Origin of the sequence: Polaribacter litorisediminis (genome assembly GCF_019968605.1) — a bacterium.
Taxonomy (GTDB): domain Bacteria; phylum Bacteroidota; class Bacteroidia; order Flavobacteriales; family Flavobacteriaceae; genus Polaribacter; species Polaribacter litorisediminis.
The window spans coordinates 1,579,647-1,595,921 of sequence record NZ_CP082966.1 but is presented as its reverse complement, the minus strand read 5'-3'; the positions used below and the strand labels follow the sequence as shown (position 1 = coordinate 1,595,921).

Annotated in this window: 18 protein-coding genes; 5 read left to right on the top strand and 13 right to left on the bottom strand. The window is 31.3% G+C overall.

From position 1 onward, the window contains the following. Positions 1-22 precede the first annotated feature (22 nt). The 5 genes from K8354_RS06880 to K8354_RS06860 all read right to left on the bottom strand — a co-directional run bounded on the left by K8354_RS06880 (position 23) and on the right by K8354_RS06860 (position 5,241). Positions 23-238, bottom strand: coding sequence for a hypothetical protein (locus K8354_RS06880; protein WP_223446639.1), 216 nt, complete (start codon positions 236-238; stop codon positions 23-25). After that, the gene (gene secA, locus K8354_RS06875) at positions 238-3,579 is read right to left on the bottom strand and encodes a preprotein translocase subunit SecA (protein WP_223446637.1); all 3,342 of its coding nucleotides are present in this window, start codon (positions 3,577-3,579) and stop codon (positions 238-240) included. Before secA ends, K8354_RS06880 begins: the two co-directional genes overlap by 1 nt. A 135-nt stretch (positions 3,580-3,714) precedes the next feature. Further along, positions 3,715-3,936: a DUF2795 domain-containing protein gene (locus tag K8354_RS06870; RefSeq protein ID WP_065318236.1), complete on the bottom strand. Its 222-nt coding sequence runs from the start codon at positions 3,934-3,936 to the stop codon at positions 3,715-3,717. Positions 3,937-4,101: 165 nt separating this feature from the next. After that, positions 4,102-4,677, bottom strand: coding sequence for a cob(I)yrinic acid a,c-diamide adenosyltransferase (locus K8354_RS06865; RefSeq protein ID WP_223446635.1), 576 nt, complete (start codon positions 4,675-4,677; stop codon positions 4,102-4,104). A gap of 60 nt (positions 4,678-4,737) precedes the next feature. Then, on the bottom strand, positions 4,738-5,241 hold the full coding sequence (locus K8354_RS06860; RefSeq protein WP_223446633.1) for a hypothetical protein: 504 nt from the start codon (positions 5,239-5,241) through the stop codon (positions 4,738-4,740). Between the two features lie 235 nt (positions 5,242-5,476). Here K8354_RS06860 and K8354_RS06855 point away from each other — a divergent pair, with 235 nt between their 5' ends. Both K8354_RS06855 and K8354_RS06850 read left to right on the top strand, forming a co-directional pair. After that, positions 5,477-5,986: a DinB family protein gene (locus K8354_RS06855; RefSeq protein WP_223446631.1), complete on the top strand. Its 510-nt coding sequence runs from the start codon at positions 5,477-5,479 to the stop codon at positions 5,984-5,986. A gap of 24 nt (positions 5,987-6,010) precedes the next feature. Next, the gene (locus K8354_RS06850) at positions 6,011-6,238 is read left to right on the top strand and encodes a DUF8828 family protein (protein WP_223446629.1); all 228 of its coding nucleotides are present in this window, start codon (positions 6,011-6,013) and stop codon (positions 6,236-6,238) included. 62 nt (positions 6,239-6,300) lie between these two features. Here the strand turns inward: K8354_RS06850 and K8354_RS06845 are convergent, their stop codons facing one another. From K8354_RS06845 to K8354_RS18590, 6 genes are all read right to left on the bottom strand, one after another. Continuing rightward, positions 6,301-6,651: a hypothetical protein gene (locus tag K8354_RS06845; RefSeq protein WP_223446627.1), complete on the bottom strand. Its 351-nt coding sequence runs from the start codon at positions 6,649-6,651 to the stop codon at positions 6,301-6,303. Positions 6,652-6,932: 281 nt separating this feature from the next. Next, positions 6,933-7,283 (bottom strand): hypothetical protein, encoded by a 351-nt coding sequence (locus K8354_RS06840; protein ID WP_223446624.1) that lies wholly within the window; start codon positions 7,281-7,283, stop codon positions 6,933-6,935. Positions 7,284-7,542: 259 nt separating this feature from the next. After that, complete coding sequence (locus tag K8354_RS06835; protein WP_223446622.1) at positions 7,543-9,771, bottom strand: TonB-dependent receptor; 2,229 nt, start codon at positions 9,769-9,771, stop codon at positions 7,543-7,545. Then, positions 9,771-11,066 (bottom strand): tetratricopeptide repeat protein, encoded by a 1,296-nt coding sequence (locus K8354_RS06830; protein ID WP_223446620.1) that lies wholly within the window; start codon positions 11,064-11,066, stop codon positions 9,771-9,773. Before K8354_RS06830 ends, K8354_RS06835 begins: the two co-directional genes overlap by 1 nt. 99 nt (positions 11,067-11,165) lie before the next feature. Further along, positions 11,166-11,723: a DUF4331 family protein gene (locus K8354_RS18595; protein ID WP_254713044.1), complete on the bottom strand. Its 558-nt coding sequence runs from the start codon at positions 11,721-11,723 to the stop codon at positions 11,166-11,168. Between the two features lie 26 nt (positions 11,724-11,749). After that, a complete protein-coding gene (locus K8354_RS18590) occupies positions 11,750-12,400 on the bottom strand; it encodes a DUF4331 family protein (RefSeq protein WP_254713043.1) in 651 nt (216 codons plus the stop codon). A gap of 190 nt (positions 12,401-12,590) precedes the next feature. Here K8354_RS18590 and K8354_RS06820 point away from each other — a divergent pair, with 190 nt between their 5' ends. The 3 genes from K8354_RS06820 to K8354_RS06810 are packed head-to-tail and all read left to right on the top strand — an operon-like array spanning position 12,591 to position 14,918. After that, the gene (locus tag K8354_RS06820; RefSeq protein WP_223446618.1) at positions 12,591-13,436 is read left to right on the top strand and encodes an ion transporter; all 846 of its coding nucleotides are present in this window, start codon (positions 12,591-12,593) and stop codon (positions 13,434-13,436) included. After that, positions 13,420-14,340: a tRNA (adenosine(37)-N6)-dimethylallyltransferase MiaA gene (miaA, locus tag K8354_RS06815; RefSeq protein WP_223446615.1), complete on the top strand. Its 921-nt coding sequence runs from the start codon at positions 13,420-13,422 to the stop codon at positions 14,338-14,340. Before K8354_RS06820 ends, miaA begins: the two co-directional genes overlap by 17 nt. A 59-nt stretch (positions 14,341-14,399) precedes the next feature. Then, a complete protein-coding gene (locus K8354_RS06810) occupies positions 14,400-14,918 on the top strand; it encodes an OmpH/Skp family outer membrane protein (RefSeq protein WP_223446612.1) in 519 nt (172 codons plus the stop codon). A gap of 161 nt (positions 14,919-15,079) precedes the next feature. Here K8354_RS06810 and K8354_RS06805 read toward each other — a convergent pair whose 3' ends face one another. After that, the gene (locus K8354_RS06805; RefSeq protein ID WP_223446610.1) at positions 15,080-15,409 is read right to left on the bottom strand and encodes a hypothetical protein; all 330 of its coding nucleotides are present in this window, start codon (positions 15,407-15,409) and stop codon (positions 15,080-15,082) included. A gap of 1 nt (position 15,410) precedes the next feature. Then, a complete protein-coding gene (locus K8354_RS06800; protein WP_223446607.1) occupies positions 15,411-16,256 on the bottom strand; it encodes a sulfurtransferase in 846 nt (281 codons plus the stop codon). Positions 16,257-16,275: the final 19 nt, after the last annotated feature.

Genomic DNA, 16,275 nt, shown 5'->3' with positions numbered 1-16,275 from the left:
ATGAATTCTTCTATTCAGAAATCTATTTCTTACTTTTTAAATAATTTTTTGTCACCACTAAAGCAGTTATCGTTGCACTAAAAATTAGACCATTTGTAATCGTATATTTTCTTTGAAACATAGATTCCGTAAAAAGATTAGTACTTGCTAAAACTAACAATAAAACACCAATACACCATGCTATTAAAAGGAATATTACTATTTTCTTAGAAGGATTTAAAATAGGATTATTCATCATTATTTATTTACTAAAACAAATTTACCTTTTTCAATTAAAGGAATTGCTTGTTTGTATTTAACCTCTTTTTCTTCGCCACTCATGATGTTTTTAATGGTAACACGTTCATTTCTACCAATTTTTGGTTGCTCTCTTACCACTGTTTCAATAGGCTCAGGTTGTGACTGACGAGAATTCTGAATTGCTTGTTCCGTAGAGTTTTGAACATCTGCTTTACTTGTATTTAGGCGTTCTCTTTTTTGATTTCTGGCTTCAGAAATTTGAGACCTATCTTGAACAGGCAATTCTCCTTTAAACAAGAATGATAAAACCTCTTTATTGATTTCATCAACCGTTTTCTTGAACAACTCAAAAGCTTCAAACTTATAAATTAATAAAGGATCTTTTTGCTCGTAAGATGCATTTTGTACAGATTGTTTTAACTCATCCATTTTACGCAAATGCTCTTTCCAGTTTTCATCAATAATGGCTAAAGTGATGTTTTTCTCGAAATCGGTTACCAAACTTTTTCCTTCACTTTCGTAAGCTTCTTTTAAGTTGGTTACTACTTGTAAAGATTTACTGCCATCTGTAAAAGGAACTACAATGCGTTCATAACGATCACCTTCATTTTCATAAACATCTTTAATTACAGGAAACGCTAAAACTGCATTTCTCTCAATTTTATTTTTGTAGTGTTCTGTTACAACATCATACAATTTATCTGTTAAATCTTTGTCAGACATTTTCTCAAACTCATCCTTAGAGAAAGGAGAGGTAGTAGAAGAGAAGCGAATCAATTCAAACTCAAAATTCTGAAAATCTTTTGTGGCTTTATTTTCGTTGATAATCGATTCACAAGTATCATAAATCATATTGGCAATATCAACCTGTAAACGTTTTCCATCCAGAGCGTTACGTCTTCTTTTATAAACAAACTCACGTTGAGCGTTCATAATATCATCATATTCTAACAAACGTTTTCTAATTCCGAAGTTATTCTCCTCAACTTTCTTTTGCGCTCTTTCAATAGATTTCGAGATCATGGAATGCTGAATTACTTCACCTTCTTTTAAGCCCATTCTATCCATCATTTTGGCAATTCTATCAGAACCAAACAAACGCATTAAATTGTCATCTAGGGCTACATAAAACTGTGTAGATCCAACATCACCCTGTCTACCTGCACGCCCTCTTAACTGTCTATCAACTCTTCGAGAATCATGTCTTTCTGTACCAATAATAGCTAATCCACCTGCCTTTTTTACATCTGGAGATAGTTTTATATCAGTACCACGTCCTGCCATGTTGGTAGCAATAGTTACGACTCCAGACTTACCAGCTTCGGCAACAACATCTGCTTCTCGTTTGTGTAATTTTGCATTTAATATATTATGAGGAATTTTACGCATTTGTAACATTCTACCTAGTAATTCTGAAATTTCTACAGAAGTTGTTCCCACCAAAACTGGGCGTCCTTGTATTACTAATTTTACGATATCCTCAATAACTGCATTGTATTTTTCACGCGCAGTTTTGTATACTAAATCTTCTTTGTCATCTCTTTGGATTGGTTTATTTGTAGGGATTTCTACAACATCTAATTTATAGATTTCCCATAATTCGCCAGCCTCTGTAATTGCCGTTCCTGTCATTCCAGAAAGTTTACGATACATTCTAAAGTAATTCTGTAAGGTTACCGTTGCAAAAGTTTGTGTAGCATCTTCAATTTTTACATTTTCTTTTGCCTCAATTGCTTGGTGTAAACCATCTGAATAACGGCGGCCATCCATAATACGCCCCGTTTGTTCATCTACAATCATTACTTTATTATCCATGACCACATATTCCACATCTTTTTCAAAAACGGTGTAGGCTTTTAAAAGTTGATTCATGGTATGAATACGTTCACTTTTGATACTAAAATCTTTGTATAATTCGTCTTTTTTTGCTGCTTTTTCTTCTGTAGTTATATCCGCCGTATCAATTTCGCCAATTTTAACTCCGATATCTGGGAGTACAAAAAATGTATCGTTATTTGTTTTTTCTGATAAATGTGCAATTCCTTTATCCGTTAAATCGATTTGGTTGTTTTTTTCTTCCACTACAAACCATAAATCTTCATCAATTTCTGGCATCATTTTATTATTGTCTGCCATGTAGGTGTTTTCCGTTTTTTGAAGAATTTGTTTAATTCCTTCTTGCGATAAAAACTTGATTAACGCCTTGTTTTTAGGCAAACCTCTGTACACTCTTAGTAATAAAAATCCACCCTCTTTAGTATTTCCAGCTGCCAATAACTTTTTAGCTTCTGCTAAAACACTTACTAAATGTTGTTTTTGCAAAGAAACTAAATCGGCAACTAAGGGTTTTAATTCGGTAAATTCATGACGGTCTCCTTGTGGTACGGGACCTGAAATAATTAAAGGTGTTCTTGCATCATCAATTAAAACAGAATCTACTTCATCAATAATGGCATAATTTGGAGGTCTTTGTACCAAATCGTCTTTAGAACTCGCCATATTATCACGTAAATAATCGAAACCAAATTCGTTATTGGTTCCGTATGTAATATCTGCATTATAAGCTTTTCTACGGGCATCTGAATTTGGTTGATGATAATCGATACAATCTGTAGACAAACCATGAAACTCAAAAATTGGGCCCATCCATGCTTTATCACGTTTTGCCAAATAATCGTTTACCGTTACTAAGTGTACGCCATTTCCTGTTAATGCATTTAAATAAACGGGTAGGGTAGAAACCAAAGTTTTCCCTTCACCAGTCATCATTTCTGCAATTTTACCTTGGTGCAATACAGAACCTCCAATTAATTGAACATCATAATGCACCATATCCCAAGTAACTGGTTTTCCTGCAGCATCCCAAGAATTTGCCCAATATGCTTTGTCATCTTCTAAGGTAACATTGTCTCTTTCTGCAGATATTTCTCTATCAAAAGGAGAGGCTGTTACTTCAATTTCTTTATTTTCTGCAAAACGTTTTGCAGTTTCTTTTACTACGGCAAAAGCCTCTGGCATTATTTTTAATAATGTTTCTTCAGAAATTTTATAAGACTCATCTTTTAAAGAATCAATTTCAGTATAAATATCTTCTTGCCTGTCAATATCAGCACCTTTGGCTTCTATTTCTAAGGTTGCAATCTTATCATCAAACTCCTTTAAAGCTGTTTTAATGATGTTCTTGAATTCTTGGGTTTTCGCTCTTAATTCATCATGAGAAAGTTTTGAAATTACCATTTCAAATTTCTTAACATCTTCCACAACAGGCTGTAAGCTTTTTAAATCTTTCTGCTGTTTATCACCTACAAAAAGTTTAATTACTGAATTTAAAATATTCATGCTATATAAGTTTTTATCAGCTAAAAATTAGCTGTATTATTTGATTGTAAATCAATTTATTATCAATTGTAAAAAAGTATTTTTTTAACTAAACAAAAAAAAGTCTCTTTTGAGACTTTATAGTTGTTATTATGTTTAGTATTCATCCTCATTCCAAAGATAATCATCTTCTGTAGGATAGTCTGGCCAAATTTCAACAATCGAGTCATATGCATCCCCTTCATCTTCTATATCTTGTAGATTTTCTACCACTTCTAGAGGAGATCCAGTTCTAATAGCATAATCTATTAATTCGTCTTTGGTTGCTGGCCAGGGTGCATCTGCTAGATAAGATGCTAATTCTAATGTCCAATACATTTTCTTAATGTTTAATTTTGTGCAAAAATAATTTTTTTACTCAATTATGCAAGTCTTTTTTAAGAAATTTACGTTTAATATATTAGTTGTATTTTTAATGTACTTTAAATCAGTATTTTAAAGTGTAAAAAAATCTAATTTCTTTAAAATCGATAAAAAAAGAACTTAACTATTTTTTTTGGGAATCCATTTGATTTCCGCTACTTCCAAATCTTGAGTCAATTTTCGTGCCAACACAAAAAGATAGTCAGAAAGCCGGTTTAAATACTTTAAAATATTTTCGTTCAAAGGTTCTTCGTCATTTAGCGCTACAGATAATCGTTCTGCCCGTCTACAAACACATCTAGCAACGTGACAGAATGACACCGCTTGATGTCCTCCAGGAAGTATAAAATGCGTCATTTGTGGAAGCACAGTATCCATTTCATCTATTTCATTTTCTAAAAAAAGTATAGAAGAATCATCAATTTTTGGAATATTTAAACGTTCCTTGCCGTTTTTTAATGTTTCTTTTTCGGGCGGAGTTGCCAACATTGCTCCTAAAGTAAATAATTCATTTTGAATTTTAAGCAATGAGTCCTTCACTTTTTCACTAATTTCTTGGTCTTTAATCAAACCAATATAAGCGTTTAGCTCATCTACTGTTCCATAACTCTCTATGCGCGAATTGTATTTTTTTACTCTCGTTCCGCCAAATAGAGCTGTTGTGCCGTTATCGCCAGTTTTTGTATATATTTTCATTTTACTTAAGTTACAAAGATTTAAAGTGTCAAAGTTACAAAGTTTCTTTATGTTAAACTGTTAAACTCTTATTATAAAATGCTCTTTGGCTTGTTCTTTTCTAAAGAAAATTATACCAAAATAAAACAAGTCTACAGTAACCGTTGCTTCATGTAAACGCGTAATTTCTGTCCAATAATGAAAGACTAGTTTATCCTGATGAATATTTTTAATGATGATAAAACTATTTGGATGACTTACACTTAATGTAGATACTTTTATGTCTTTCAAATCTTTCAAATTTTTAAAATACAATAAGTTAAGATTGTTGTTTATACAGGTGCTTGTAGTTTTTAAATTTGTGATTACAGCAGAAGGCTGAAAATATCCTATAACTTTTTTTAAGATTTCTTCTTCTTTTTTAGAGCGCTTAACGTCAAAATTAAAATCGTCTAATTGAATGTTTAAGTTCCTTTTTTTATATAAACCTTTGGTTACAAAATCAAACATAAAAGGCGAATGCACTCCATGTTGATTTGTAGATTTTAGTATAAATTTAAAATATGAAAAAAGCCTAAAAAACATGACTATTAATTTTTGTAAATATATAATGATTCGATGAAATAGGATTGTATAAACTAGGGTAAAAATCGTAACAAAGTTTTGCTTTGGGAATGTTACAACGGTTAGTTTTATGTTCTATGAATGCTTCAAATTCTCAAAACTTTTTTCCAAATGAATTACTCGCTTAAATAAGTTGTTTTATTTGATGGCAAAAAAATGATTAATTTCGTAGCACAAAAAACACAAACCTATAGATATGATTCCTAAAAACGAATACGCGCCTTATTATGCACAATATATTCAGGCTATTGAGAAAAACGGAAAATCAATTATTGAGAATTTAGAATTAGCGCAAACTGCTTTTAAAAAAACATTTGAAAATTTGCCTGTAGAAAAGCAAAATTATGCCTATGCTGAAGGAAAATGGACACTAAAAGAATTAATTCAGCATATTATAGACACAGAACGTGTTTTTTGTTATAGAGCCTTATGTTTTTCTAGAAGCGATAAAACTTCTTTACCAGGTTTTGATGAAGATTTATTTGTTGAAAATGCAGCTGTAGATGTAAGAAATTTTGAGGATTTATTGGAAGAAATGGCTGTTGTAAGAGCAGGAACAATCTTATTGTATAAAAGCTTTTCAGAGGAAGCTTTGTTGCGGATTGGTGTTGGTTCTGGAAATGAAATGTCTGTGAGAGCTTTAGGGTATTTATTTTCTGGACATCAAATTCATCATTTAAACATCGTTAAGGAAAGATATTTGTAAATTTGCATCAAATTAAAAGAAAAAATGACTTTACCCAAATTTTTATTAGCAGATAATAGTGAGTATCCGGAAGATGTTTTTGTGTTGCATACAGAATTTCCGCGTTTTATGATTAACCTTAAAGATGATGAAATAGAGTGGTTTGAGGATTTAACAGGAGAAAATGAAGAAGACATTGCAACTGAATTGGCTGATTTAATGGATAAAGCGGGTGCTTTTTATGATGATGAAATGAAACAATACGAAGATTAGCAAAAAAAAATGCCCAAGTTAGCTGTAAAACTAATCTTGGGCACCAACTAACCAACTTGTTGTTAATTTTTTCCAGCATTTATTTTTAGAGGTATTGTATACGTTTCTCCCTCTAAAGTTCCTTCAACTTTTACTTTTTTATAGTTTAATTTTCCTTTTACATAATTGCTTAGCTCACTTATTTTAGAGTCTACAGAAAGAATTACAATTTCGTTTTTGTTATTGATGACGAAAGAAATTTCTGCGGAACTAGTTTCTTCTAGTACAAACGGAATTTTATCTCCTAGCATAGAAACAATTTCTGTTCTTAATTTTTTTGTAATTTTTGATGGTTCTTTTTCAGAAGCTGTTGTAGAAAAAGTAGTTGCTAAACTAATAGCGATAATGGCAATGATTGATTTTAATGATTTCATAATAGAAATTTTTTAGTTATTTGTTATCTATTGAAAAGACGTCTGATTTTTAAAAACGTTTCATCAATAATGTATTTTAATATTTTGTTAACAGTATTTAACTGAAATTAGAAAAATAACAAGATACTCCTAATTTTATAGCCTTCTTTGAAAGCTATTATTGAATGGATAAAGCGGGTTTTTTTTATGATGATGAAATGAAACAATACGAAGATTAGCAGAAAAAAAATGCCCAAGTTAGCGGTAAAACTAATCTTGGGCACCAACTAACCAACTTATTGTTAATTTTTTGCAGCATTTATTTTTAAAGGTATTGTATACGTTTCTCCCTCTAAAGTTCCTTGTACTTTTACTTTTTTATAATTCAGTTTTCCCTTTACATAATTGCTTAACTCACTTACTTTAGAGTCTACAGAAAGAACTACAATTTCGTTTTTGTTATTAATGACGAAAGAAATTTCTGCGGAACTAGTTTCTTCAAGTACAAACGGAATTTTATCTCCTAGCATAGAAACAATTTCTGTTCTTAATTTTTTTGTAATTTTTGATGGTTCTTTTTCTGTTGCTGTTGTAGAAAAAGTAGTGGCTAAACTAATAGCGATAATGGCAATGATTGATTTTAATGATTTCATAATAGAAATTTTTTAGTTATTTGTTATCTATTGAAAAGACGTCTGATCTTTAAAAACGTTTCATCAAAAAAGGTGTTTTAATATATTGTTAACAGTATTTAACTGAAATTGGGAAAAGACACCGTAAAGTTGAATAAACGCCAACGAGAAACCTGCTACATTTCTGCAACAGGCTTCCCATCCAACTAAAACTAACCAAACTATGTATTAAATATTATTGAATTATTATCAGTAAACAACTATGATAGAAGATCACAAACTAAAATTGATAGGTAATTGTTGCTTTTGCAAAAAATGGGGTTCCGGGTGTGAAATGTATTTCCTCTACCGAGTCTTCTTCATTCTGTAATCTACTTTCGGTAGCAAATTGTGTTTCATTCCAAGCTACATTAAAAATATTTTCTACCGATATACCAAAAATAATGTCTTTCCTTTTATAATTGATGTTAAAATCGCTTACTAAATACCCATCGGCAATAATGCTATAATCTTCATTGGCAGGTCTGTCTGCTAAATAACGATACCGAAATCCGCCAGAAAAATTTCCTAAATCCCTAAAAGACAATCCTCCCGACATTGTAAAACTGGGTGCTAAAGGAATATAATCTTCACCGGCACTATTTTCTAAACTTCTAGCATTTGTAAAAGTTGCATCTGAATCCAAAAAGAATTGATTTGTGAATTGATACCGCAACCCAACATCTATCCCATAACGTTCTGATTTTCCTGAAGGTTCTATAATCCCAGCATCACCTACGTATACAAATTCTTCTTCAGACAATAAATACCAAGCAGCGGTGTTGATTATTAATTTTTTGGCGGGTTTCCAGATATTTCCAATATCTAAACCATATGCTTTTGGTAAAATTTTATCTGCATTTTGTTGTAAAATAACTCTTGCATCATTTGAGTGAAAACCGATTCCGGATTTTAAAAACCATTGTAAGTGATCATTTTGGGTATATAAAAAGTTTAACTTCGGATTGATAATTGCTTTCGTTTTAGATAACGTTTTATAAACATCGCTTAAATGATCATTGTATAAAAATTTAAAATAATCCAAACGAACGGCCGGTGATATCTTAAATTTTCCAAGTTCAAATTCTGAATTAAAAAATGCATATAAATTAGATTCTTTTATATCGCCAAATTGAATTCTCTCTAACAATTCACTTCTATTTTTAGTTCTAGATAATTGATTATCCTTAATAAAGTCATGCCGTAAACCAACTCCTTTAGTAAATTTCACCTCTACATCACCATAATTTTTAGAATTGATAATTTTAGCATTCATCCCAAAAATATTGCGGTCTTCTAATTGTCTTATTTGATCTCCATTTACAGCATCCTCAAGAAAAAATGTAAAGTTAGAAAATAGTTCAAAGTCATATTTTGAATAAAAAACATTGGCTTTAAATACAGATTTGTCTGATAAAGTTTTGTTTAGCTGAACATTTAGATTTGTTCTAGATGTAAAACCTCCTTCCGTATCGTCAATGGCACCAAATCGTGATATATTTCCGTTTTCAACTTCCCTAAGTGGTATTTGACCAGAAGCATCCCAACTACTTGTAAAATGTGATGCTGTTAATGTCAACTGATCTTTTCCGTTTAAAAAAGTATGGTATTTTGAAAAAATATTGAGTCTATTAAAATTTTGTTTAGATTCAAAAGGTCCGTCGGTTTCGATATATTCAACTGCAACATAGGCATTACTGTTTTTACTGTTTTCTAAAATACGAAACATCCCTAAAGTTCTTACGGAGTTAAAATCTCCATATCCCACCGAAATCATATTTTTACGAATATTGGTATGGGTAGAAAAATTTACATATCCCGCTGTATTAAAATCACCTTGATTTGCATAATAAGGTCCTTTACCAAAATCTATTTTTTGTATGGTTTCAGGAATTATAAAATGCAAATCAGAGTATCCTTGACCGTGTGCATGAGACACCATATTGATCGGCATTCCGTCTACAGAAAGCGTAATATCAGTACCGTGATCAATATCAAAACCTCTTAAAAATATCTGTTCTGCTTTTCCTCCTCCGGCGTGTTGTCCTATAAATAATCCTGGAACTTTTCTTAAAATTTCTTGAGAATTATTTACAGGATTCACTTGTAAATCGATTTTTGCCATTGTTTGCAATGCGTTGATTTCTTTGCGTAAAACCAATTCCTCTAACTGGAAAATTTTTGTGGTGAGCTCAATGATAATTCCATTTTCTAAATGTTCTTTACTAACTTGAATTATTTTTTTTTCAAAGCCTAGAATATGTACTTGAATAGTATCATTTAAAACTGTTTCTTCAAGCATAAAACTACCGTTTTCATTGGTATGGGTATGCGAATTTGAATTTACGTTTATAACATAAACATTTTCTAAATGTTCATTAAAAGAGTTTACAACACTTCCTTTTAAAGCCTGACCAAATGCCGGTAAACTTATTGGAATCAAAAGTAAAAATGTTATTAAATATTTCATTATATAGTATGTATTTCTTGTTCAGAATTCGGACCTAATTCATAAATGGCTCCTAATAATTCAGTTTTTAACTTTTTTGCTTCTGTATGTTTACCATTGGCTTTTAAAATATATGCTGTGTGTAACAAAGCTTCGGGTTCAAAAGTTTTGCCAATTACATGGTTTTTAACAATCTGCATTGCTTTTTTATGGTTCCCATTTTTGAAAAAAGACCAAGCTAACAAGTCATAAGATTGTGCTGTGGGTCTTGATGCTACCTCTTGTTTAGCAATTGCTATTGCTTTTGATTGGTTGCTATCATCCTCAGCAAATAAAAGCACATTGTATTTTGCATACATAGCTCCATAATTTTGATTGGTCACTTTAGATTTATATAGAGTTATTTGTTTTTCTTGTTCATTTCTATTTCCCATAAAATCTGCTATTTCAGCCTTTAATAAATGAGATTCTGGCCCAGCATTTTCTCTTGATACGGTTTCTAGAATTCTTAAAGCCTCTTTAGGATTCCGTTCATAAGAATAAACAATCCAAGCAATTCCTTTTTTAGCATACGTATTATTTGGGTTGATGGATAATGCTTTTAAATAGGCGTTGTAAGATTCTTTAATTCTACCTGCATGACCATAGTAATCCGCTAAATTGGTGTAATTCCATTGCATTAAATTTTTATTTTTAGACGATGTCGCAATATCTAAAGACTTTTCTAAATACACAATTGCTTTGTCTAAATTACCAATATGATCGTTGTACTTAGAGACCCTAATTAAATAGTCAAAATCTTTAAAATTTTGAACTTTCGATAAATATTCTTCTACTTTTTGAAGGTTGCCAAGTTCTAAATAAACATCTATTAACATCAAGTGCGTTTGTTGTAATTTTTCACCGATAAATTCCGCTTTGGTCAATAATTCTAGAGCTTCTTGAAAACGATGTTGAGAAATATAATTGGTTGCTAAACTTCTTAAATAGCCTGTATTGTTGTAATTTGTTTTTTCATTGGCAGTTATTAAATTCTTTTCTGCTTCTTTTAACTGTTGGATGTTTCCTGTAAGTTTAAATATATTAGAATTTGCAGCAGCTATTTTTGAATGATAAGGATATTGGCTAGGTGCCTGCTTTAATTTGTTTCCCCAAAAATTTAAATCATTTATTGCATTTTTTAAAGATGTATTTTCAGTTAAGTTTAGAAAGCTATTGTAATCTTTAGAGTTTGTTATTTGTTTGGTTTTATGGTTATTGCAACTAATTGTGATTGAAATAGTTACAAATATTAAAATAAGTTGGATGTACTTCATAATTTGTAGTTTTATTATTGGAGTGGTTAAAAGGTAAAAACCGACACGCACCCCTCAAAGCATGCCGGTTTTTTAATTGAAGAGGGTGTCTTCAGTATTTTACCATGGAGATGCTAAATAAGGAAAAGAGGTTAAGAATTCTTTATCATTTGCACTTACATGATCATCCGACAGGGTAGGGTTTTCAGAAAAATCTTCTCCACCAAAAATCAACAATAACTCCACCGTAATTACATCATCTGCTAAAGCTCGTCCTGTTAAAACGTTGGTGCCATCAAAGAAAGTTGTAGTTCCGTCTAAAGATACATTTAATACATCAGTAGCTAGTAAACTGGTAAAAGAAGGTGCATCCAATCCTAATGCATTCGCATCTCCTGCATTTGCATACGCAGGACTTAAACCGGTTAAATTTGTTTCGAACATGGATTGAAACATAGCTCCTTGTTGAGAAGGAATGGTAACATTAAAAGCATCTTTGCTATCCGCTGAAACAAAAACAGTGTTTACTGCTGGTCTACCCATTTGATCTTTTTGTGAAAACGTTCCAGAAAAATCTGTTGCTACTGGGGTCATCGTGTTCTCGTCATTATTGTCGCAGCTTATTATGAATAGTGAAAAGATTGCAATTGCTATGTATTTAATTTTATAAATTTTCATGATATTATTTTTAAAGTTGATTATAATTATTGTTTTGTATTTGTAGTTACCCAAGTGTTGATGGTCCCTGAACCTCCAATTTGACTTTTAGGTACTTCAATGACTATAGAAAGTACATTACTGCCGGCAAAAGTATCAGCCCCAGGATTGTTAAAGCCAGATGCATTTCCGCCAAGAATTGCTCCATATTGTGCAAAGTCCATAAAGAAAGGATCATCTCTTGGCCCTGCAAAAAATTTCATTCCATTGCTTTCTGAGATTGTTGCACTGGTTCCATAAGAAGTAATTGCTACTTCATTTTTTGTTGCCATTTCATTAATATTACTATTTAATCCTGTTGATGATGGTGCAAATGGACCGAAAAAATACATGTTTCCGTCTCTCGGAATTGCTTGAATCACCAAGTCTTCAACTTTGTCATCATTGGTGTCAATATTAAATTCTACCAACACATTTTCATCAAAAGAGGCAGTTGCTGATGCAGATGGACTCAATAGCCCTTGAACATTTGCTACAAAAACAAGGTTGCGTGTGTTTTCTCCTTGAAAGGCATAGAAGTCTGTAATGTCCGCATTGGTTCCACTGGTTGCAGGCGCATCAATATGATCTGCTGCGATTGTAATTAAACCGATAATCGCTGCGAAAACGGTTGCTACTAAAATTTTACTTTTTTTCATTTTGTGAGTTTTAAGTTATTTTTAATTGAATCTCACCAATACTTACGAGAAGAAAGTAGATACGGTTTTAAAAAAATTGTTTTTTTTGAATTTATTTTAGAAACCCCAATGAATAAAGAGAAAAACAGGCGTAAAAAAATCAACAATTCATATAATATTTGTAGTATTGTAGTAGAAATTTAATTTAAAATTGAAAAATTCAGCAAATAAACCCTCTTGGAAAGAAAGACTTCATGAAATTATTTATGAAGCAGATACCAAAGAAGGCAAACTTTTTGATGTAATATTATTGGTAGCCATTATTGCGAGTATTATACTGGTCATGCTAGAAAGTGTAGAAAGTTTTGATACTAAATATCACGATCAATTAAATATTTCTGAATGGGTGATTACAATTCTTTTTTCTATTGAATATGTTTTAAGGGTGATTACCATAAAAAAGCCGTCAAAATATATTTTTAGCTTTTTTGGAATCATAGATCTACTATCAACAATTCCGAAATACTTATCATTTATCATCATTGGGTCGCATAATTTGGCGGCCTTAAGAGCTTTGCGTTTATTAAGAGTTTTTAGAATATTAAAAGTAGCAAGATATATAGGCGCTTCCAATAGATTGATAGTTGCCTTAAAAGCAAGCCGAGCTAAAATTTTAGTTTTTTTATTTTTTGTAATTATATTGTGTTTAATTCTTGGTACCATAATGTATATGATAGAAGGTGAAGAAAATGGCTTTACAAGTATACCAAGAAGTGTTTATTGGGCAGTTGTAACACTTACTACTGTTGGTTATGGAGATATTGCACCAAATACCCCTTTTGGTCAATTTATTGCAAGTATCATCATGGTTTTAGGATATGGTATTATAGCAATTCCAACCGGAATAGTTAGTTCAGAAATGACAAAACATGAAGGAAGTGATCTTGATTTCAATACACAATCTTGCCCCAACTGTTTGGCAGATAGACACAAAGAAAATTCGATTTTTTGTTATAATTGTGGCGATACTTTAAATCCTGATGAAAGAAATACATAATACTTTAATAACCATTGTTGGACCTACAGCAATAGGTAAAACTGCCTTAAGTATACAGTTAGCAAATCATTTTAAGTCGGATATTATTTCATGCGATTCTAGACAGTTTTATAAAGAAATGGTTATTGGAACCGCTGTTCCTAATGCAGAGGAGTTAGCTGCAGCCAAACACCATTTTATACAAAATAGAAGCATTTTTGAAGATTATAATGTGGGTCAATTTGAAAGAGATGCCCTGGCGACTTTAGATACTTTATTTGAAAAAAATCCAATTCAGATTATGGTTGGAGGCAGTGGCTTATATGTAGATGCTGTCTTAAAAGGGTTAGATTATTTTCCTGAAGTTGATAAACAGATTCGCGAAAATCTTACCAAATTATTAGAAGAAGAGGGCATTGAAGTTTTACAGCAACAATTAAAAGAGTTAGATTTAGAGACCTATAATGCTATTGCGATAGATAATCCTCATCGTGTTATGAGAGCTTTAGAAATTTGTTTGGGTACAGGAATTCCGTATGCAACTTTTAAAAATAAACCCAAAGCCCCCAGAAATTTTAAATCTATAAAAATAGGATTAACGGCAGATAGAGAAATTATTTATCATAGAATTAATCAAAGAGTAGATCTAATGATTGAAAATGGTTTAATAGAAGAAGCTGAAAATTTGTACCCTCATAAAAACTTGAATGCTTTACAAACTGTTGGTTATAGAGAATTATTTTCTTTCTTTCAGGACGATTTTACGCAGGAATTTGCCATTTCTGAGATTAAAAAAAATACCAGACGTTTTGCAAAAAGACAGTTAACTTGGTTTAAAAGAGATACAGAAACAATATGGTTTGAGTATCAAACTAACGAAAAAAAAATAATTACAACAATTTTAGATAAGATGAATGCTTTTTAAGGCAAGTAGGTTTCTGTAAATCAATTCCTTTTCTATCTTTGTCAATCTAAAACGAAATCATGAAATTAAAATTTACAATTCTTTTTATTGCTTTTATAAGCAGTGCGGCTATGGCGCAAAGTAAAGTAGGGACCATAGACAGCGATTATATCATTAATATAATGCCTGAGGCTAAAATTGTGATAGAAAGATCACAAGAATACGGGGCTAGATTAGATTCTACTTTTTCTATTAAAATGGAAGATTATAAAAAGCGAGTGAAAGATTTTAGGGCGAAAGAAAAAGAAATGGGTGAGCTGATGAAGAAAGTATTGGTTGATGAATTGACAGCGTTAGAACAAGATGTGAAGAAATTTCAAGAAAACGGAAATAAACTGATGCAATTAAAGCGGAATGAATTAATGGTACCGTTATATAAAAAATTAAACGAAGCGGTTACTGAAATAGCAAAGGAAGAGGGATATTCTCAAATATTTACAAAAGCAGGAAATCAGTTTGCTTACATAGACGAAAATTTTGATATTACTAAATTAGTGATGAAAAAACTTGGTATTAAAGCACCTGAAATAAAAGAATAATTATTTCAGAATACGTCTATAACCTTGCTTTTGCAAGGTTTTTTGTTTTAAAAAAGGAGGTTTTTTCTGGTTGATTTTCTTACTAAAAAAGAGAGCTAGTCTTTGTTGCCTGCATAGGTTTTATTGCAATGTCTAGTTTTGTTGATACAATCACTAAAATATTAATCAATAATTTTTTTAAGAATGCTAAATACTTTTTTCTCGATGACATCAACAGAACCATCAGCAAAAAAAACATTTTTTAATTCTTTTAAAAGTATTTCTTTTTCAGCTTGACTAAACTTATTTTCGGAGATATATTGCTGAATTTTGTTCAAATTATTTTCATCAGAATCGGCCACAACTTCCGTATGAATTTTGTGATATGTTTTTATGTCTACTTTCGATAAAATATAATTTTGCTCTTCAATATCTTCAAAATGATTACAATGAGCTGCGTACAGCAGCACATAAGCTTCAAATTCTTTTCTAGACCAAGTGCTGTTTTCCATCTTATTTTTCTATTGGTAAATTATTTGTAGATCCCCATTCTGTCCAAGAACCATCATATACTGCAGAATTTTGAATACCAACTAATGCGCTTCCAAAAGCCAAAATAGATGCTGTAATTCCTGTTCCACAAGTAAAAATAAAATCTTTCTTTGCTGGGTTTATTCTTGTATAAATTTCTTGAAGTTGGTCTTTTTCTTTCATAAAACCGTTTTCAACAATTTCTGTAAAAGGTAAACTTACAGAGGTCGGTATATGACCATTTCTAATCTCTTTTCTAGGTTCTAATACTCTTGCATAAAAACGATCTTCTGAACGTGCATCCACAATTAAAAACTGATGCTTTTCTATGGCTGATAAAACATCATTCGTAAATTTTAGTTTTTCAGGACGATATTTTACAAGAAAGTCTCCTTGCGGTAAAGAATGTTTATTCGGAACTTGAATAGGATAATTTTTAGATTTCCATGCAGGCAAACCTCCATCTAAAACAGCAATATTTTTAAAACCCATTAAAGTAAATAGCCACCAAACTCTTGGAGAAGAATAGATGCCTAAATCGTCATAAACTACTAGACAACTATCCTTTTTAACCCCTAAATTCCGTGCCTTTTCTTCAAAGTTTTTAGGTGGTAAAACCGTATTTGGAAAAGCTGATGTTGTATCAGAAAACATATTTTTGATATCAAAAAACAGAGCGCCTGCTATTTGCTTTTTAGCTTCACTTTGCACGGATGCTACCGCCGTAACTTTCGGAATTGTACAATCTAAAATGATAAGATTTTTGGCATCTAAATGATTGTAAAGCCAATCTGCAGAAACCAAAGGATTTGAAATTTGTAAAGTCATTTTTTATTGAAAGTAATCC